Genomic DNA, 18541 nt, shown 5'->3' with positions numbered 1-18541 from the left:
TATGTTAAACTTGTACTAGGTATCCATCGCAGGAAATCTTAACTTTATGAAGCGAAATATTTTTCGGGCTATTTGCGATCACCTGTACAAAACCCTTATTGGTGTGGCTTTAAAATTACGCTATAAGTTTAAAGTCCAAGGTTTAACCTCACTGCAGTTAGATCCCAAAAAGGGGAATTTATTTTTAGCAAACCATGTTGCAGAGATTGATCCTGTAATTTTGGAGTACTTTCTTTGGCCCAAATGCCACCTTCGGCCCATCGCTGTAGAATATTTATTCTGTAGCCCTATGGTGCGGTGGTTACTCAAATCTGTGCGAGCGGTGCCCATACCTCAAGTTGTCCCTGGAAAATCTAGTAAGGAAACTGTCAAACAGTTAAACGAATTGTATGATTACGTTACAGCCTGTATTGATCATGGAGAGAGTTTTCTACTTTACCCCTCAGGGAGACTGTCAAGAAATGGTCAAGAAGAAATCGGTAATCAGTATTCTGCCCATGTGTTATTGCAAAGAGTCAAGAGTTGCAATGTATTTTTAGTGAGGATCTCTGGTTTGTGGGGGAGTGTATTTTCTCGTTACAAGCGAAATTCAACTCCACAGTTGGGGCATGCATGTAAAAAGGCCTTTTTCTTCTTACTACGTCGAGCGTTCTTTTTTATGCCCAAGCGTTTGGTTAAAATTACTGTGCAACAATTTGATACCCAGATGCTTCAGAGCTTCACAGATAGGCGAGATCTCAATGCATTTCTTGCTTCTTGGTTTAACCAGGAGGACGAGATTCTCCCAGTAGAAGTGCCCTATACATAATATGAGAATCACGGGTATGCAAGAACGATGGAATACACAAAACAGAAATCGTGATTTGTGGTTGCGTCCAGGAGATTCTGTCTTGGAGGTTTTCCTAACGCTATGTGCTCAGTTAACTACACATACGGCATGTTTTGATGAGTTCCTTGGGGCACTGTCTTATACGGAAATGCATCAAGCTGTTATTGCTCTTGCGATCAAAATTTCCCAATATCCTGAGCAGTGTGTGGGGATTATGATGCCCTCATCTATAGGAGCATACATTGCATATTTCGCTGTGCTTTTATCAGGGAAAACTCCTGTGATGATTAATTGGAGTCAGGGGTTAAGAGAGATTCGTATTTGTGCAGAGATCACGAATGTGCAAAGGGTGCTTACCTCTGTACGGTTAATGGAGCACTTAAACCAAACCCATGGGATTTTGGATTATCCCTTTGATCTTGTGTATATTGAGGAGATGAGAAAAAAAATCTCTTGGTGGGAGAAGATCCGGATCAAGATGTATACTAAGCTTTCCCCGGCAAGATTAATGTGGGTATTTGGCGTTAAGGGGATGAGAAAACACGATATTGCAGTGATTTTGTTTACCTCAGGGACAGAGCAGTTTCCTAAGGGAGTCCCTCTTTCTCATGAGAACTTGATAGAAAACCAAAAAGCTTGTTTGAAGTTTTTCAACCCTAATGAGAAAGATGTCATGATGTCTTTCTTGCCTCCTTTCCATGCCTATGGATTTAACTCCTGTAGTCTCTTCCCCTTGCTTATAGGCCTCCCCATTGTATTTGCTTCGAACCCCTTAAATCCAAAAAAATCTGTAGAGTTGATAGATTCTATGGGGGTAACGTTGATGGGCTCCACGCCAATATTTTTTGACTACATTTTGAAAACAGCAAAAAAACAAGAAACTTCCTTAAGTTCTTTGCGCCTGGTTGTCTTGGGTGGAGATACATTGAAAGATAGCCTTCGAGTGGAAACACAACTGCAACATCCCCATATAACCTTGCATCAGGGCTATGGGGCGACAGAATGTTCTCCAGTCATTACGATTACTACAGAAACAAGTCCTAAGGTACAGGCATGTGTGGGGAAACAGATAGAGGGCATGGATATTTTGATTATCTCTAAGGAAACCCACGTGCCAGTTTCTTCAGGAGAGTCTGGGATGGTTGCTGTGCGAGGATCTTCGGTCTTTTCAGGATATTTGCAGGGAGATCCCCATCAAGGCTTTATTCTTCTTGGAGGGGAATATTGGTATTTGACTGGGGATATTGGTTATATAGGGGCTTCAGGAGATTTATTTCTTTTGGGGAGATTAAGCCGGTTTGTTAAGATTGGCGGGGAAATGGTGAGTTTGGAAGCTTTGGAGTGTATTTTGCGTGAAAGTTTGCCTGGAGCACTCATGCAAGAGCAAATTACCTTGGCAGTTTGTGAAGTCCCTGAAGATAAGGTCAAGCTTTGTCTGTTTACAACATTTCCTACGACTCTGCATGAAGTTAATGATGTGTTAAAAAACGCAGAAACAAGTAACATAGTAAAGATTTCTTACGTACATCAAGTTGAAAAGATTCCCTTGCTTGGTGTGGGTAAACCAGATTACGCGTCTTTACATGCTCTAGCAATCTCATTATTTGGGTAATTTTATTTAGGTTTTAAAGCAATCCTCATAAGAAGTTTAGAAGGAACACTTTGGTCGTAAAAGGTATAGATTTTATCTCTAATGATTTTTTAGGTTTTGCACGTTCTTCTAGGCTAAGCCAAGAGGTCTATCGTCGTTATCACGAAATGTCTAGCCAATCTCAACAGGAATGGTTAGGAGCTGGAGGATCTCGGCTTATGGTAGGAACCTCTTCTATAATGCAGAGATTAGAAGAGAAGATAGCAGCATATCACGGAGTTCAAGATGCGTTTGTAGTGCATAGTGGGTACATGGCGAATCTTGGGCTGTGTTATCATGTGGCCTCAGATCACGATGTGCTCCTCTGGGACGAGTATGTCCATATGTCTGTAAAGTATAGTCTATGCGCAGCAAAGGGGACTTGCCAAGCCTTCCGTCATAATGATGTGAACCACTTGGAAACTCTTTTAAGGCATTATCGTAATTGTACTTCTGGGAGAATTTTTGTTTTTGTTTGTTCCGTATATTCTTTTACCGGAACTCTCGCTCCCCTTAAAGAGATTCTCCCCCTTGTAGAGAAGTATAATGCGCGGCTAGTTGTTGATGAAGCACATGCCATAGGGATCTTCGGGAAAGGGGGCCGGGGGTTATGCTATGATTTGGGATATGAGAATATCTATGCATCGTTAGTGACCTTCGGAAAAGCTTTAGGAGGAATGGGAGCGGCGATACTTACCTCTACAGAGGTAAAAGAAGATCTTCTACACAACTCTCCTCCGTTAAGGTACTCTACAGGATTAGCACCTAGTGTTTTAGTTGCAATAGATGTTGCTTACGACTTTCTCTCTCCCTTAGGAGATGTTGCTCGGCAGCAGTTGGGTATTGTGCAGCAGCATTTTTTCCAGCGCTATCCTGATCATACTATGGGTTGTGTGCAGCCTATATATGTAGAGACATCTGTATTTGATTCTATGGTGGCTGCACTGCAGGAGCAAGACATTCATGTAGGAGTAGTGTCGTTTATGGGTACGGAGCCTTTCATACGTGTGAACCTGCATGCATATAATTCTATTGAAGAGGTAGATGCTCTTATAGATGCCCTAGAGCCCTATTTAGAAAAACGTTGTTGTGGGATCCACGTCAATCATGAACTTCACTTTTGGGGAGAGCTTAGCTAAAATTAACGCTTCCTGAAGCTTTTTATTTACGGGAAGAACGTGCGTGCTTTTAATGAGAAATTGGTAGCGGAAGGTGTCTTTGATTTTAAAGTGCCCACAAGGAGAGATTTGCATAAGATGAGCAATATCTTGAAGTCTTTCTTCTAGAAGAACATGTACCCGTTTTGTCTCTTGCCAGGTAAGCTGTGGGCAGTTCCCCATAAAAATACAGCGGATAAGCCGAATGAAAGGAGGATAATTGCATACCTTTCTTCCGGGAAGTTCCTGCTGGTAAAAAGAGGGGAAATCCTGGTTCATAGCGCAGCGGATTGTAGCGTTATCTGGGAGGAAGGTTTGAATAAGGATCTCCCCGGGGAGATAGCTGCGTCCGGATCTCCCTGCAACCTGTGTGATGAGTTGAAATACTTGTTCTGAAGCTCGGAAATCGGGGATGTATAGGCCTGAGTCTCCGTTTAAGACAATTGCAAGAGTTACAGAGGGAAAGTGCATACCTTTAGCGATCATTTGTGTCCCAATAAGGACGTCAGCTTTCCCTGTTGCAAATTGTTTCAGGAGGGTTTCATGACTTCCCTTAAACTTTGTCGTATCTGAATCTATGCGTATTGTGCGAATCTGCGGGAAGAATTGGTATAGGACTCTCTCAATTTTTTCTGTTCCCGAACCGCGATATTGTAAAGTCATAACTCCCTTGCACTTAGGGCAGGAGTGGGGTGGGCTCTTAGGGGAAGAATTGCAAAGATGACATAGAAGAACGTTAGCATACTTATGAAAGGTAAGGATCATGTCACAATGTGTGCATTTTAACGTGTGCTTACACGAGACGCAGGAGACGTTGGTATGGTAACCTCGACGATTGAAAAAGATAAGAGTTTGCTCTCCTAGGGCTAAGCGGTGATCAATTTTTTGTAACGCTGCTTGAGAAAACAAACTTTTGGTTTTTTCTTTCTCCAAGTTCATGTCTATTAGAGAGATTTTGGCAGGATGCGCTGCTGCAGCTTTTGAAGATAGTATTGAGAGAGTATACTTCCCAGAAAGTGCGTTTGTATAACTTTCTAAACTTGGCGTGGCACTGCCGAGAACCACAGTAGCATTGCAGAGCTTCCCTCGCATCACAGCCACATCTCGAGCATGGTAGCAGGGGGAACTTTCATTTTGTTTATAGGCTGGGTCATGCTCTTCATCTACAATGATGAGCCCAAGATTTTTTATAGGACAGAACAATGCAGATCGTGGTCCGATAATGATGTGAATGGAGCCCTCAGCAGCTTCTCTCCATACTTTGTTTTTGTCACTATCGCTAAGTTTATGATGAAGAATGCCAACTTCTTGATGGAAAAGGGCCTTGAATAGGGTTTCTGTCTGTATAGTGAGGGAAATTTCTGGGACTAAAAGGATAGCACTTTTCCCTAAAGCACGAGCTTCACGAATTGCTCGGATATAAACCTCTGTCTTTCCACTTCCTGTAATGCCATAGAGCAAATGCGTGCAAAACCGCGAAGTTTTTATAGAAGAGGTAATTTTAGAAAGGGCGTCCTGTTGCTCCGGATGAAGAGGTTTGGGCTCAGGAGGGAAAAAGAACAGATCTTTTTCCTGAATAGTGAGTGTAGAAGCATTGACAATTTCCAAGACACCCTGTTTCCTCAAAGAATTTATAGGAGACTGGGAAACTTTTGCTTGTTCCATAAGGGAAGATAGCCCTGGAGGAGAAGAACTATTTAACAACACTTTAAGGACAGCAGCTTGAGCTTGATGGTTCTTCTGAAGTTGCTGTAGGAGTTCTCGTATTTTGGCTTTACTTTTTTTTAAAACTACGCGGTAGTGCTGCTTAGGTTGGACGATTGTAGAAGCAATTGGGGGGAGAAATAAACGCAAGGTTTTTCCTAAAGGGGAGAAGTAGTATTGGTTCATCCAAAATAACAGCTCTAGAAGATCCTTTGAGAGCTTTATTTCTGAATTAATAACTCCTAGAATAGGAAGGATGCGTTTACAGCATGTAGTGGTTTTGACATGATGGACAATTCCGATCTTTTTTACCCCACGCAAAGAAACAGTTACACCAGTTCCTTCGGTAACATGTTCAAGGTGCGAAGGGATGCCATAATCAAGAACTTTATTAATGTTGGAACTTACAATGACTTCTGCGTATAGGCGAAAGGTTGCTGGTTCAGTATAGCCCATAGGTCACGTTTCAACTGTGTATCTTTTTCATACTGTAGACAAGAGTAAAGAGGGATAAAGGTACAGCCATTTTGTGTGAAGGATTTGTGATATTGTGCACAGGGAATCTTATAGCGAATCACATTTAAAGGGGCCAGACCTAAAACAAGACTTTTGCTGTTTGAGAAAATATTTGTCTGAGAGGTAAGGAGAGATAAACGCGTAGGGAAAAGTTGCTGCGTAAGGATTTTTGCAAGCCGATTAAAAAATAACACTTCTTCATCTTGCTCTTCATCTACAAATATGGCACAGGGAGGATGTTGTGGTTGTACAAGTTGATTGTTTTTTAATGAAGGGTAATGCTCTTTAAGAATGTCTTCTCTAGATAGATCTGGATGCAAGGGAACGCATTCCCAGGAGACAGAACGTAGCTTTTTAGGGGAGGGAATTTGAAGTGCAACCGGAGCAGGAAGAGCTTTAGGAGCTTCAGGTAGAGTTTTTTTGGCTGCCAGAGATTTTTTTAAGGATTGTGGTTTTGTTGGGACTAAATGTAGAGAAAGGTAATCAGCAAGTTTAGGATGAGGACATTCAAAGTAGCGATCAAGAATATGACTAAGCTTAAGAAGAAAAGATGAAGAGAAGGACATATTCATAGCTACTGCAGTGTTTTCTACCTTTACTATAAGGGTCTCATGTTTTTTTGCTCCATGAACATCGTACGTATGAGAAGAGATTTTTATTTTTGTTATTTTTAAATTAAGTTAGTATCAGTGTTTCAATAATAAATATATGTAATTAATTTATAATTAAAATATTACATATGTGCTTTTAAAGGATGGGTTAAAATGAAATATTTATTGCGGATGAATATTGTGAGAATGTTTTGGGTTTTGGTATTGCCATGTGTCTTCTTACAAAGTTCTCAAGCGATATCTGCGGAATCAAAGCATTATTTTTGTTCAAAAGATAATCAGTACTGTTTTAATTGGGAGTCCTATAAGGATGCCAAACATCAGTCTCAATTGGATGGGAAGCCTATATGTTTGTATTTTACAGGATCTGACTGGTGTGTTTGGTGCGAGAAGATGGAAGAAGAGATTCTTTCAAGTAGTGCTTTTGTTAATTTTGCTACCAAGCATCTTCATATGGTTAAAATAGATTTTCCTAAATCACCAAATCAGAAACACCTAGAACCAAATCGATATGAATTGAAGAAAAGTTACGACGTATTAGGATTCCCTACAATGGTGTTTATTAATGCAGATGGGGAAGAGCTTGCAAGATCAGGATTTGAATATGGTGGTGGGGAAGCTTTCGTAAAAAAACTCAAAGCTGCTCTGGGAATACATTCTTAAAGTCTTTTAAGATTTAGAGTACCCATGTTCATATTTTTTTAAAGAGGAATTTATTCCTCTTTTTTTTTGTTTCTGAGAAAATGGTTCAGGGTTCCTTAAATGGCATGTTTTTTGTGAGAGGAAAGGTAATGTCTGCAAAAGTAGAATGTGATCGTGAAGATTTTTTATTGAGAAGCCAAAAACTTCAGGAAATTCGTGAGTTAGGGATAGAGCCCTACCCTTATGAATTTTCGAATCGTTCTAGCGTAGAATCTCTTTTGCAAGAATTTTCAGATAAGCCCTTAGGAGACAGTGAAGCTGCTATGAATAAGACCACGCCTCGGGTGAAATTCGCAGGGCGTTTGGTGTTGTTTCGCTCTATGGGAAAAAATGCTTTTGGACAACTCCTTGATCACAGTCAGAAAATCCAGGTGATGTTTAATCGAGACTTTACCCATGTTGCAGGACTCTCCAAGGATGCTGGGATCTCTTCTATCAAATTTATAGAAAAAAAACTTGACCTAGGAGACATTTTAGGGATCGAAGGGTTTTTATTCTTTACTCATTCTGGAGAGCTTACCGTTCTTGTAGAAACAGTAACGCTACTATGCAAATCTTTAATTTCCTTGCCGGATAAGCATGCAGGCTTAAGTGATAAGGAAGTCCGTTATCGCAAGCGTTGGTTAGATTTAATTTGTTCTCAGGAAGTGAGCAATGTCTTCGTGCAGCGTAGTCGGATTATCAAGCTGATTCGTGAGTATATGGATTCTCAGGGGTATCTGGAGGTAGAGACTCCGATTTTACAAAGTATTTACGGAGGAGCAGAAGCTCGCCCTTTTACTACGGAGTTAGAAGCCTTACATACAGAAATGTTCTTAAGAATTTCCTTAGAGATTGCGTTAAAGAAAATTCTTGTTGGAGGCGCCCCAAAGATTTATGAGATTGGTAAGGTCTTTAGAAATGAGGGGATCGATAGAACACATAATCCTGAGTTTACTATGATTGAGGCGTATACGGCGTATATGGATTATCATGGGGTGATGGAATTCGTAGAGAATCTTGTAGAGTATGTAGTGCGCTCCTTAAATCATGGAAGTACAGTTATTACATACTCACATTGGAAAGAAGGCCCGCAGCAAGTAGATTTTAAGGCTCCTTGGAAACGCATGACAATGAAGGAGAGCATAAAGGAGTACGGAGGGGTAGATGTTGATCTTTATGGGGATGCTGAGCTTAGAGAAATCGTAAGAACCAAGACATCCCTTCCTGAAGAATCTTTTATTAAAGCAAGCAGAGGAGCTCTGGTGGCCTTATTATTTGATGAGTTAGTATCGGAGAATTTAATTGCTCCGCATCATATTACTGACCACCCCATTGAAACGACGCCTTTGTGTAAGTCCTTGCGTTCCGGAGATCCTACTTATGTTGAGCGCTTTGAAAGCTTCTGTTTAGGAAAAGAGCTCTGTAATGCCTATTCTGAACTTAACGATCCTATCGTGCAGAGGAAGTTATTAGAGGAGCAGCAATTAAGAAAGGAGCAAAATCCTGAGAGTGAGTGCCACCCTATTGATGAGGAGTTTTTGGAAGCTCTGTGTCAGGGAATGCCTCCTTCTGGAGGATTTGGGATCGGAATAGATCGCTTAGTGATGATTTTAACAGACAGCGCATCGATTCGTGACGTTCTATACTTCCCAGTGATGCGAAGACTTTCTTAGAGGGGTTTAACTTTAGGCCCAGATTTACTATCCTCCACGACAAAGCCTAAAGCGAGAATCTCATTGCGCAGGAAATCTGCCTCTTTCCAAGATTTGGAAGTTCTTGCTTTTTCGCGCTTCATAACGAGTTCCCAAACTCTATCAGGGATAGAGATAGAAGCTGAAATAGGGAGGACTTTAAGCACCTGATTGAGGTGTTTAAGGAGAGCCAAAATATGCTCAGCATCTGCTTTTGAGAAGCTCCCTGCATCTATAAGGCTATGGGTTTCATGGACAAAATCAAAAAGAGATGCAAGACCTACAGCAATATTGAGGTCATTTGTGAGTGCATCTGTAAAGTTAGTAAGGAGTGTCTTTGCAACGGTGCGAGTAGCCTCTGAAGGCTGTTCTCCATCAGGATAAGGTTCTTGAAGTCGAGATATAAAATCTCTGAGTCTTTTTAAGGCTTGGCGGCAGGAGAGCAACCCTTCTTCAGTAAAATTGAGTTGTGTGCGGTAATGACTTTGTAGGAGCATATAACGGAGTTCTTCTCCTGAAAAACCTCTATGTGTAAGATCCCGAAGGGTAAGGAAATTCCCTAAGCTTTTAGACATCTTCTTCCCATCCACAAGGAGATGTTCAGAATGGAGCCAGTAGCGAGCAAAAGGCTTCCCTGAAAGGGTCTCAGATTGTGCAATTTCATTCTCATGATGCGGAAAGATATTATCTACCCCACCAGCATGGATATCTATAGATTCTCCAAGAAGCTCCATAGCCATGATGGAGCATTCCAAATGCCACCCTGGGCGGCCTTTTCCAAAAGGACTTTCCCAATAGATTTTCCCATCCCTTTCAGAGTTGTAAGCTTTCCATAAAACAAAATCACATAAGTTTTCTTTGTCGTACTCGTCAGAAGTGTTCTGTGTACAACACTGTAAATCTTGAAGATGAAGGTGGGATAGCTTCCCATAGCTTGAGAAGCGCGAGATAGAAAAGTACACAGATGCATCATGACCAATATACGCAGCCCCCTGATCTAGAAGCTTTTCAATTGCCTGAATCATCTGAGGAATATAGTGCGTAGCGCGAGGGTAGGCATCTGCCCTGGAGATATGCAGAGTTTCTAAATCCTCGAAGAATGCTTGGATATAGGGCTGAGTATATTCCTGAAGAGAAATCCCTTGTTTACATGCCCCTGCTAGAGTTTTGTCATCTACATCAGTAATATTCATCACATGCGTAACAGAATAGCCCAAAAAGATTAGAGTTCTTTTTAAAAGATCCTCAAAAATATACGTCCTAAAGTTGCCAATATGGGCAAAATCATACACCGTCGGGCCACATGTATACAGCTTGACAGGACTAGCATAAGGAGAAAACGCCTCTTTCTGGCGAGAAGCTGTATTGTAAAGATAGAGAGGTTTCTGATGGAAAAGCTCGGGCACGATATTACTCCATAAAGATATTTATTCGATTGAAAAAACCACTTATAGCACTCTCAAAAAAAGGAGAACATAGCACAACATCGTTTGTGGTTCTATGCTTTTTCTTTTAGATGATCTTTAGAAAGCTTTTCTAGTTAGGTTTATTCTAAGAAATGAACGTAATATAACTTTTTTTAAAAGTATCATATTTAGCTAGGAATAAGCATAGTATTTTTTTTAGTTACTGGCTGAGAACAGCATTTTAAGTAGTATTTTTTATTTTGTTTTAATAAAAAAAAGACTATACAACAGGAGTTGTGAGAGCGGCGCTCTGGCGGCGTATCTGACTAAGCCTAGGCAAGACGCGATAGGCATGAGGAGAAAGAGAGGTAATCTGTGATCCTACAAAGTATAAGAAGATGTTCATTAAGACAGCTCAAAGTTTTAGCAGCTCTTTTTTTAGGCGCAAGTGCTCCAGCACTTGATGCGGCAATACACCAAGATTCATCTAATAAGCTTGTTTGGTATTCGGACTATCAGCAGGCACTGCAAAAAAGTCGTGAGACATCTCTCCCTATGATGATTTTCTTTGCGGGGTCAGATTGGAACGCTCTTTCCATGAAAATTCGTAAGGAAGTGTTAAGCTCCTCAGATTTTATAAAAAAGGTCATGGGGAAATTTATTTTCTTAGAGGCTGACTATCCAAAGCATTCTCTTCAAGATGAGAACATTTTTCAGCAGAACCTTATGTTAAAAGCTCTCTTTAAGGTTGAAGAGTTGCCCAGTATTGTCCTGGTCTCTCCTGAAGAGAGAGAGATCCGTAAGCTCCGTTCCTTCGGAAGCGAAACAGGCGCCAATTTAGGGAGCTGTCTCTGTCACATCGTAGAGAGTGATTCTCTGTTAAGAAATGCTGAACCTATTATGGCGAGCCTTCCTATGTCTGAGCTGCAGCATTTATACTGTCTTGCAGAAGAGCTCTCTAGGGAAGAATTCCTTGCTCAGGCTTTAGAAATCGGAGTGCGTAACGACGATTACTTCTTCCTCTCAGAAAAATTCCGCCTACTTGTAGAAAGCGGAAAAATGGATACCGAAGAGTGTCAGAGGATTAAGAAACATCTTCTTAGCAAAGATAGCAAAAATGAAAAACATACCCATTTCACTGTAGCGCTTATTGAATTTCAAGAGCTCGCAAAGAGATCTAGAGAAGGCGTACGTCAAGATGCTAGCCAAGTAATTGCTCCCTTAGAATCCTATCTATCCCAATTTAGACATCAAGATAAGGAAAGTGTTTGGCGCATCGAGATGATGATAGCACAATTTTATCTAGAGTCAGATCAGTGGTGCAATGCCCTACAACATGCTGAAGTGGCTTTTGATGCGGCTCCTAAAGAGGCCCGCTCACACATTTCTCGTTCCTTGGAGTATATTCGTCACCAATCGTAGCTTTGCTTCTTTTGCCTTTATCAAGACTTTCTGGAATGCATTTTAAAAAGTCTTGATAAAGGCAAGAAAATATAGGCTGCTGTTTGTGATTTCTAGGTAACACAACCACCTGACAAGAGGGAAGATTTGCTCGCACTTGACGAAACACTTCTCGAACTACCCGCTTAAAGTAATTCCTTTTATGAGCTTTTCCATATTTCTTGGAAACTGTAATTCCCAACTTGCAACCCATAGGGTACCGAGAGGGTAAAACATAAAAAACTACTTGAGAGCCCTGGCAATAAACTCCAGAACGCATGATAAAAGAAAACTGCTTTCTCTTAAGTACGCGAGCCTTCTTGGGAAAAGTTTGAGAATACACAAAAAATTATAAATCGATTAATACGTGCCTACCGTGACGACGACGGCGATTTAACAACTTTCTTCCATTTCTCGTAGCCATTCGTGCACGAAATCCGATAGAATTACGGCGCTTTCTTTTGCTAGGTTGATAAGTTCGCTTCACAATGCCTTCCTTGATTTTTAAGTCCAGACCCTCTTTTTCATAGATAGGACGAACCCTGCAAAAGTTTAAAAGATTTGCTGAAAAAGATCAATGGCAGAAGTGACTGAGATGTTTTAATTTAGAAAATCTCTCTGAATGTAGTCTAGTATTGCAAAAAAGGCCCTGAGAGATTAAATTTGTGGCTTCTGGGAGAAGCTTGTTTAAAAAAAGATTCCCTCTAGAGAGAAAAGAAAGGTTTTCATGAAAGTTAGTTCATCTATAAAAGCAGATCCTTCGAAAGGAGATAAGTTGGTTCGTCGTAAGGGACGTCTTTATGTTATTAACAAAAAAGATCCTAATCGTAAACAACGTCAGGCAGGACCTGCGCGCAAGAAATAATTTGAAATTTAGGTAAAGAACGTATGGCGAAAAAGTCATCAGTTGCTAGGGAAGCAAAGCGTCGTCGGTTAGTCAAAGTAAATTTTGATAGGCGTAGAGAGCTCCGAAACATTGTCAAAAGCTTAGTTGTTAGCGAAGAAGAAAAGGAAGCTGCTCGTATTGCCTTGAATAAGATGCGACGTGATGCTTCGCCTTCTCGCTTACATAACAGATGTCAGCTCACTGGAAGGCCAAGAAGTTATTTAAGAAAATTTGCGATTTCTAGGATTTGTTTTAGACAAATGGCTTCTATGGGAGAGATTCCTGGAGTCGTCAAAGCTAGTTGGTAACAAAACTCAGGCCCTTAATTTCTTTGCTAAAAAGTGTTGAAATTTCTTTACATAAGAATTTTCAACGCTTCTTTTAGTTCTTCGACGTTCTTTACTTTTTCCCAATTCTCCATTCCTTTTTTCCATACCCAAATTTCTTCTGGAGAAGTCTTGTCCTTTGCATGGCGTTCTTTATCTCTAAGAAAGTTTAATAAGTCTTCCAAGGTTATAGGACCGACATTTTGTCTCTCTTTATTGAGATAAAACCACTTTTCTGTGTCTTTGGGGCTTTGTGTAAGGTCTGTGGCGCTATTTTCAGAAGGTAAGGTCTGTGTTTTAGTTGGGGGCTCTTCATTTGCTATGAACCCGGAGTCGCTTTCTGCAGGATTCTCAGGAAGCTTTGGCAGGATCGCTAAGAAAATTAACCCAATAATGCCAAAAAACATCCCAGAAAAAAACCATCCAATAGGACTACGGTTTTTTTTCGTTGCTATGTATGCAGAGAAACCTCCTAGGAGTAGATAAAATAAGAAAAATGAGATTGGGAGCATTGAAGGTAGCATATTAACCGCTGGACTATTAAACTATCGCTAGCGCTTATTATTTTCCAAGAGATGCATTTCTCGCTATAGAAATAGGGCGAAAAGGAGAGAGAAGTATGGATAAGCAAAATTTAAAATTAGACGTTAAAGAAATTGAGTTTCCAGAGACTGTATTTAGCCGAGATATAGAAACTCGAGTCATTCAAGTGATAATTTTACATTGTTTAGCTAAAATTAGCGGAGTTTCCCTTTTAGGAGGAAACTTAATCGATACCCTATTTGGTCGTGATATTGAGCGAATGAAAGGCATCTATGTTGAACAAGACTCTAAAAATCACTTAGTGAAAGTTCGCGTAGAAGTTAATGTAGATTACGGTGTTTCTATTCCTGAGAAAACAGAGGAAATTCAAGGGTGCATTGTTTCTGAAATTTCCGAGTTTACGGGTCTTCATGTTGCTGCGGTCCATGTGATTATAAAAGGCCTTACCCAGCCTAAAGATCGCGTAGAAGAAGAAGAGACTGAAGAGATTGATGTTAGTGAATTACCTTCTCCTGAAGAATTTATTGCAGAGTCTAAAGATACAGAATAGCCAAGAGTTTTTAGTGTGATTGTTTAGCGAGTAAACGCTGAACATCTTTTTGAGTTAACCCAGGAATTGTTTCGAGCTCTTCCTGGGATGCTTTCATGACATTTTTCCAGCTTTTAAAGTGCTTTAAGAGTCTTTCGTATTTTACCTTTCCTATTCCGGGAATTTTTTCTTGAGTAAATAGTTCTTTGTTGCGTTTTTTCCTGTGCGTATGAATCGCAAAGCGATGAGCCTCATCACGAAGAAGTTGGAAAAATTGCAAGACTTTTGCTGTAGGTAGGAGCTGAACACCCTTAGGGAAGGTGTCCGTGTAGATCTTTTCTCTAGTTAGTGAAGCACTATGGTTGCTTGCCTCTTTAGCTAATGATACTATTTCGATTCCTGTCAAGTTTAGCGTTTCCAGGATCTTTTTTGCACAGATATAGTGGGAGCGTCCCCCATCAATTACGATCATATTCGGCAGGGGAGAGGTTAAGGAGCTAAATCGTCTCAATAAGACTTCTTCTAGGGCTCTGAGGTCATTTTTTGCCACGCTAGGGGTAAGAGAAAACGTACGATAATGTTGGGGAACTAAGCGATCATTTTCAAAAACTATATATACTCCGATTGCATGTGTTCCTTGGAGATGGGAGTTGTCATAGCATTCTATACGATAAGGACACTCTTTGATATTTAACATGGTTTTCATCTCCTCATAAGGAAGATGAACGGATTGCGAAGAGGTTTTGGCAAACTCTTCGGCGTTGTGTTTTGCAAGCATAACGAGTTCCCTACGATATCCAGTTTTAGGCGCACGTATATGAGGAGGGGAGCCCTTATGAAGTAAAGAACCAAGTTGTGGCGTGAGCGGTAAAGGAGAGAGAATCTCTTGAGGAAGACGCGTTTGGTCTGTGTAAAATTGTAAAATAAATGAAGTTAATACATCCTGATCTTCTTGAGCATTTTCAAAAAAGGTGTAATGTTTCGCCCCTAGGAGTTTCCCAGAGCGCACTGTAAGGATCGTAAGGACTGTCTGTTGCTGATTTCTATAAAGGCCTATAGCATCAATATTGTGCATATGGAATTTTTCTACATTTTGTTTTGTCATGGCCTGTTTGATTAGCGTCAGTGTGCGATAATATGCCGCAGCTTGTTCAAACTTTAACTGTTTTGAAGCTGTTTGTATGGCGCTCTCTAACTGGGAGATCACTTCGTCCATTTTCCCTTTCAGGAATAAAATTGCTTTTTCTAGAACAGCTTGGTATTCCTCATGGGAACAGAGGTTTACGCAAGGAGCAAGACAGCGTTTCATTTCATAGAGAACACAGGGACGCTTTCTTATAGCAAATTCTTTGTCAGAGCATGTTCTTAGGGGAAACCATAGCCCTAAGACATCTAAGAGAGCTCGACATGCCTCACTACTAACGTAAGGACCAAAGATAAGATGCTGTTTAGTGGAATGTACAGATCTACAACGAATCGCTTCTATTTTTGGCCAAGGATGCTGTAAGGAGATCGCTAGACAAAAAAAAGTTTTGTCGTCTTTGAGCAACACGTTGTATTTTGGGTGGTATTTCTTAATTAAATTATTCTCTAAAAGTAAAGCCTCAGTCTCGTTAGAAACTGTAATAGTTTCTAAAAAGGCTGTTTTTTGCATTAAGAAAGGGATACGCTCTCGCACATCGCCTTTTTTATGGAAATACATAGCGATGCGATTTCTAAGATTCTTCGCTTTCCCCACATAGAGCACCTTCCCTTGGGAATCTTTCATAAGGTAGACCCCAGGAGTTTTGGGGATAAGATCAAGGGAAAAATCTTCTATACGCATATATTTAGAACAACATAAGCTGCTGGTCTTTTTCTTGTGCTTTACGCGATATAGAATCGGGACCTTCCAGCTGTCGTAAAATTTGTTGAGCCCTAGAGATTACACATAAAGGAAACCCTGAAAGCCTTGCAACATGAATTCCGAAGCTTTTCTGTGAATACCCCTTGAGAATCTCATACAAGAAAATCGGTTGCCCGGAACTTTCCTTTACTCCAGCATGGAAATTCTCTACATGAGGGCTCTGCTCCTCAAGCTGGGCCAGCTCTTTATAGTGCGTAGCAAACAGAGCTTTTGCTTTACGTCCTTCCGTAAACAGGAGATACTCTACAACAGCTTGAGCTATGGCTAAGCCATCATATGTACTGGTGCCTCTGCCAATCTCATCCAAAATTACCAACGAGCGATTTGTCGCGTTATGCAAAATATTTGCGGTTTCTGTCATTTCCACCATGAAGGTAGACATTCCCTTAGCAAGGTTATCCCCAGCTCCTATCCTTGTGAAGATTTTGTCCACAATGCCAATATGTGCCGCTTTTGCAGGAATAAATGATCCCATTTGTGCCATGATAACAAGAAGAGCAATCTGGCGGATATAGGTAGATTTCCCCGCCATATTTGGACCTGTAAGTAAGATCACTCGAGTTTTTGAGCTATGCATCTCTATATCATTAGGGATAAACCTGCCGGTATCTAGTAAGGTTTGCGCTACAGGATGGCACCCCCGACAGATAGATAGAATTTCACTATTGTCTACAAGAGGACGGCAATAGCCATGGGTATCCGCAAGCTCCGCAAGGGATAGAATATAGTCTACATCTGCGATAGCCTGCGCTAATGCAGAAAGTGCTGCACGCTGTTGTAGAATCTGAGAGCAAAACTCTTTAAAGAGTTGGGTTTCTAGAGCTTGAAGCTTGTCCGAGAGATTGAACATGGTATCTTGGAACTGCTGTAACTCTTCTGTAGTGAATCTTTCTGCATGTAGACGGGACTGACGCCGGATAAAACTTGAGGACAACTGTGGAGCAAACTCACTACTTACTTCAATGTAGTATCCCAAAGCATGGGAAAAACAGACTTTGAGTTTTTTGATCCCCGTGTTCTGGCGGATCTTCTCTTGATATTGCAAAAGCCAATCCTGAGAGTGCTCTTGAGTATAGTGTAGGCGTTTTAACTCTGCATGGAAGTCTCGGGAGAATATATTTCCTTCAGAGAGTCTTAAGGGGAGATCCTCATTTAAGGCTTGAGAGAGCCTTTGGGTTAATGTGGATAACTCTGGAGTTAAGAAAAACCTATCTTTAAAAAATGCTGGCAAGGCGAAGGAAGATAACTGTGAACAAACGGAAGCACTCGCCGAGAGGGAATCTCGAAGCATGCCGAGATCCTTGGGACCTGCAAGCCCCGTAGCAAATTTTGTCATGAGGCGTTCTATATCCCGAATTTGACTTAAATAGGACCTTAAAGACTTTCTTAATTTAGTCTTTGGTAAGAAAAATTCTACAGCATCTTGGCGCAGCAAGATATCTTGGAGATTGTAGAAAGGACTAATGAGGATTTGATGTAGCAATCTTCCTCCCATAGGAGTACACGTTTTGTCCATAATGTGAAGGAGAGAGCTTCTTCCCATAGGGTCATTTAAAGGCGTCAATAACTCTAAGTTGGCTTGGGACGTCGTATCAAGTAATAATCTTTGTTGTTGCCCATGCATTCTTGGGATATCGATGTGGTTAATAGGTAAAAGAAGCTTATCTTGGATATAGGAAAGCAGCCCTCCAGCAGCATTTATAGAGGGCAAGAGTCCTTTCAATCCAAAGCCATCTAGGGAAGCCACGTGAAAATGAGAGGTAAGTTTTTGCGAAGCAAATTGATGCTCAAAGGCCCAATCTGGATACACTGATGAGGTGAACTTCAGATGTTGTTGTAGTTGCTGTATAATAGGAGTTTGCTTTTTATAGAATTTGTCATAGCTTAAGATTTCTTTAGGAGCTAAGCGGCAAATTTCATCAATAAGTTCTTTAGGGTTGTCGTACTCTCCAAGAAGAAAAGAACCTATAGAAAGATCAAGACAGGCAAAGCCAAAAAGTGAACCTACACGGCTGACCGCGAGGATGTAGTTGTTGGTCTTTTCGTAAAGTAGGGATGAGGATAACAATGTCCCTGGAGTAATGAACCTTTGGATATCTCGAGATAATGGCGCTCCTCGAGTTTCTTTGTTTTTGGCATCTTCAAGTTGCTCTGCAATGGCGACTTTAAATCCTTGGCTAATTAATCGATCTACATAGCTCTCTACAGAGGCAACAGGAATGCCACTCATAGGGATGCCTTGACGTTGTGTTAGGGTAAGACCTAAATTTTGTGAAAGGAATGAAGCATCATCGTAAAAAGCTTCATAGAAATCTCCCATGCGAAATAGGAGTATGGATTCTCCTGCCTTCTCTTTGCAACGATGCCACTGTTCCATCATGGGGGTAGGTTTTTTTGTTGTCATGATCTATTTGGAAAATTCTTTATTGTTTGGGTGTGAATAGCAGGATTGTATGCTATCTTGAGTTCTCATCGTTCTCTAGCGTTTAAAAATTTATTAGGCGTGAAATAGGCCTTTGAGTGCTTGCAGAAGTTGTACTGATTATCTCTGAAAGCTTACAATATTTGTTCTTCTGGATCAAGCGGTGACTAGGGATTTCTAGGGATTCTCTTTCTAAAATACCAAAGTGGCGTTTCCTTCCTTTAAAAACTCGGAGTATGGCATAACCAAAATGCACAAGAG

At 40.8% G+C, this 18541-nt stretch carries 17 protein-coding genes; 9 read left to right on the top strand and 8 right to left on the bottom strand.

The genetic code is table 11. The annotated features are described in order from the left end of the window. Positions 1 to 46: 46 nt before the first annotated feature. The 3 genes from G5S_RS00505 to G5S_RS00495 are packed head-to-tail and all read left to right on the top strand — an operon-like array spanning position 47 to position 3598. The gene (locus G5S_RS00505; protein WP_013712216.1) at positions 47 to 808 is read left to right on the top strand and encodes a lysophospholipid acyltransferase family protein; all 762 of its coding nucleotides are present in this window, start codon (positions 47 to 49) and stop codon (positions 806 to 808) included. 16 nt (positions 809 to 824) lie between these two features. Further along, entirely contained in the window at positions 825 to 2441 is a 1617-nt protein-coding gene (locus G5S_RS00500) for an AMP-binding protein (protein WP_021757505.1), read from the top strand. A 50-nt stretch (positions 2442 to 2491) separates the two neighbouring features. After that, entirely contained in the window at positions 2492 to 3598 is a 1107-nt protein-coding gene (locus G5S_RS00495) for an aminotransferase class I/II-fold pyridoxal phosphate-dependent enzyme (protein WP_013712214.1), read from the top strand. Here G5S_RS00495 and priA read toward each other — a convergent pair. Both priA and G5S_RS00485 read right to left on the bottom strand, forming a co-directional pair. Next, positions 3533 to 5776, bottom strand: coding sequence for a primosomal protein N' (gene priA, locus G5S_RS00490; RefSeq protein ID WP_013712213.1), 2244 nt, complete (start codon positions 5774 to 5776; stop codon positions 3533 to 3535). The genes G5S_RS00495 and priA overlap by 66 nt on opposite strands. Continuing rightward, a complete protein-coding gene (locus G5S_RS00485; RefSeq protein ID WP_013712212.1) occupies positions 5725 to 6402 on the bottom strand; it encodes a hypothetical protein in 678 nt (225 codons plus the stop codon). The genes priA and G5S_RS00485 overlap by 52 nt, the downstream gene beginning before the upstream one ends. Before the next feature lie 198 nt (positions 6403 to 6600). On the opposite strand from G5S_RS00485, the gene dsbH reads away from it, so the two are divergent. Both dsbH and lysS read left to right on the top strand, forming a co-directional pair. After that, entirely contained in the window at positions 6601 to 7110 is a 510-nt protein-coding gene (gene dsbH / locus G5S_RS00480) for a disulfide reductase DsbH (RefSeq protein WP_013712211.1), read from the top strand. A 128-nt stretch (positions 7111 to 7238) separates the two neighbouring features. Beyond that, positions 7239 to 8804: a lysine--tRNA ligase gene (gene lysS / locus G5S_RS00475; RefSeq protein WP_013712210.1), complete on the top strand. Its 1566-nt coding sequence runs from the start codon at positions 7239 to 7241 to the stop codon at positions 8802 to 8804. Here lysS and cysS read toward each other — a convergent pair. After that, a complete protein-coding gene (gene cysS / locus G5S_RS00470; RefSeq protein WP_013712209.1) occupies positions 8801 to 10228 on the bottom strand; it encodes a cysteine--tRNA ligase in 1428 nt (475 codons plus the stop codon). The genes lysS and cysS overlap by 4 nt on opposite strands. A gap of 375 nt (positions 10229 to 10603) precedes the next feature. Here cysS and G5S_RS00465 point away from each other — a divergent pair, with 375 nt between their 5' ends. Continuing rightward, the gene (locus G5S_RS00465) at positions 10604 to 11650 is read left to right on the top strand and encodes a thioredoxin family protein (RefSeq protein ID WP_013712208.1); all 1047 of its coding nucleotides are present in this window, start codon (positions 10604 to 10606) and stop codon (positions 11648 to 11650) included. Here G5S_RS00465 and rnpA read toward each other — a convergent pair. Beyond that, complete coding sequence (rnpA, locus tag G5S_RS00460) at positions 11592 to 12011, bottom strand: ribonuclease P protein component (protein WP_021757497.1); 420 nt, start codon at positions 12009 to 12011, stop codon at positions 11592 to 11594. The genes G5S_RS00465 and rnpA overlap by 59 nt on opposite strands. A 6-nt stretch (positions 12012 to 12017) precedes the next feature. Further along, complete coding sequence (gene rpmH / locus G5S_RS04955) at positions 12018 to 12155, bottom strand: 50S ribosomal protein L34 (protein WP_024010173.1); 138 nt, start codon at positions 12153 to 12155, stop codon at positions 12018 to 12020. 240 nt (positions 12156 to 12395) lie between these two features. On the opposite strand from rpmH, the gene rpmJ reads away from it, so the two are divergent. Beyond that, complete coding sequence (gene rpmJ, locus G5S_RS00455; RefSeq protein WP_011006789.1) at positions 12396 to 12533, top strand: 50S ribosomal protein L36; 138 nt, start codon at positions 12396 to 12398, stop codon at positions 12531 to 12533. Positions 12534 to 12556: 23 nt separating this feature from the next. Then, positions 12557 to 12862 carry a 30S ribosomal protein S14 gene (gene rpsN, locus G5S_RS00450; RefSeq protein ID WP_013712207.1) on the top strand — a complete coding sequence of 102 codons (306 nt, stop codon included), beginning with the start codon at positions 12557 to 12559 and terminating at the stop codon, positions 12860 to 12862. A gap of 47 nt (positions 12863 to 12909) precedes the next feature. On the opposite strand, the gene G5S_RS00445 is transcribed toward rpsN, so the two are convergent. After that, on the bottom strand, positions 12910 to 13404 hold the full coding sequence (locus G5S_RS00445) for a DUF4339 domain-containing protein (protein ID WP_013712206.1): 495 nt from the start codon (positions 13402 to 13404) through the stop codon (positions 12910 to 12912). A 95-nt stretch (positions 13405 to 13499) separates the two neighbouring features. On the opposite strand from G5S_RS00445, the gene G5S_RS00440 reads away from it, so the two are divergent. Beyond that, entirely contained in the window at positions 13500 to 13973 is a 474-nt protein-coding gene (locus G5S_RS00440) for an Asp23/Gls24 family envelope stress response protein (RefSeq protein ID WP_013712205.1), read from the top strand. Positions 13974 to 13983: 10 nt separating this feature from the next. Here the strand turns inward: G5S_RS00440 and uvrC are convergent, their stop codons facing one another. Both uvrC and mutS read right to left on the bottom strand, forming a co-directional pair. Further along, complete coding sequence (gene uvrC / locus G5S_RS00435) at positions 13984 to 15777, bottom strand: excinuclease ABC subunit UvrC (protein WP_013712204.1); 1794 nt, start codon at positions 15775 to 15777, stop codon at positions 13984 to 13986. A 4-nt stretch (positions 15778 to 15781) separates the two neighbouring features. Continuing rightward, positions 15782 to 18262: a DNA mismatch repair protein MutS gene (gene mutS / locus G5S_RS00430; RefSeq protein WP_013712203.1), complete on the bottom strand. Its 2481-nt coding sequence runs from the start codon at positions 18260 to 18262 to the stop codon at positions 15782 to 15784. Positions 18263 to 18541 lie beyond the last annotated feature (279 nt).

It is taken from the genome of Chlamydia pecorum E58, assembly GCF_000204135.1.
GTDB lineage: Bacteria > Chlamydiota > Chlamydiia > Chlamydiales > Chlamydiaceae > Chlamydia > Chlamydia pecorum.
This window is presented reverse-complemented; position numbering and strand designations above follow the sequence as displayed.

Excerpts from the sequence above, each read along its gene's own strand:
- G5S_RS00505 (WP_013712216.1), top strand. The coding sequence starts at position 47 with ATGAAGCGAAATATTTTTCGGGCTATTTGCGATCACCTGTACAAAACC.
- G5S_RS00500 (WP_021757505.1), top strand. The coding sequence starts at position 825 with ATGCAAGAACGATGGAATACACAAAACAGAAATCGTGATTTGTGGTTG.
- priA (WP_013712213.1), bottom strand. The coding sequence starts at position 5,776 with ATGGGCTATACTGAACCAGCAACCTTTCGCCTATACGCAGAAGTCATT.
- G5S_RS00485 (WP_013712212.1), bottom strand. The coding sequence starts at position 6,402 with ATGTCCTTCTCTTCATCTTTTCTTCTTAAGCTTAGTCATATTCTTGAT.
- dsbH (WP_013712211.1), top strand. The coding sequence starts at position 6,601 with ATGAAATATTTATTGCGGATGAATATTGTGAGAATGTTTTGGGTTTTG.
- lysS (WP_013712210.1), top strand. The coding sequence starts at position 7,239 with ATGTCTGCAAAAGTAGAATGTGATCGTGAAGATTTTTTATTGAGAAGC.
- rpmJ (WP_011006789.1), top strand. The coding sequence starts at position 12,396 with ATGAAAGTTAGTTCATCTATAAAAGCAGATCCTTCGAAAGGAGATAAG.
- rpsN (WP_013712207.1), top strand. The coding sequence starts at position 12,557 with ATGGCGAAAAAGTCATCAGTTGCTAGGGAAGCAAAGCGTCGTCGGTTA.
- G5S_RS00445 (WP_013712206.1), bottom strand. The coding sequence starts at position 13,404 with ATGCTACCTTCAATGCTCCCAATCTCATTTTTCTTATTTTATCTACTC.
- G5S_RS00440 (WP_013712205.1), top strand. The coding sequence starts at position 13,500 with ATGGATAAGCAAAATTTAAAATTAGACGTTAAAGAAATTGAGTTTCCA.
- uvrC (WP_013712204.1), bottom strand. The coding sequence starts at position 15,777 with ATGCGTATAGAAGATTTTTCCCTTGATCTTATCCCCAAAACTCCTGGG.
- mutS (WP_013712203.1), bottom strand. The coding sequence starts at position 18,262 with ATGACAACAAAAAAACCTACCCCCATGATGGAACAGTGGCATCGTTGC.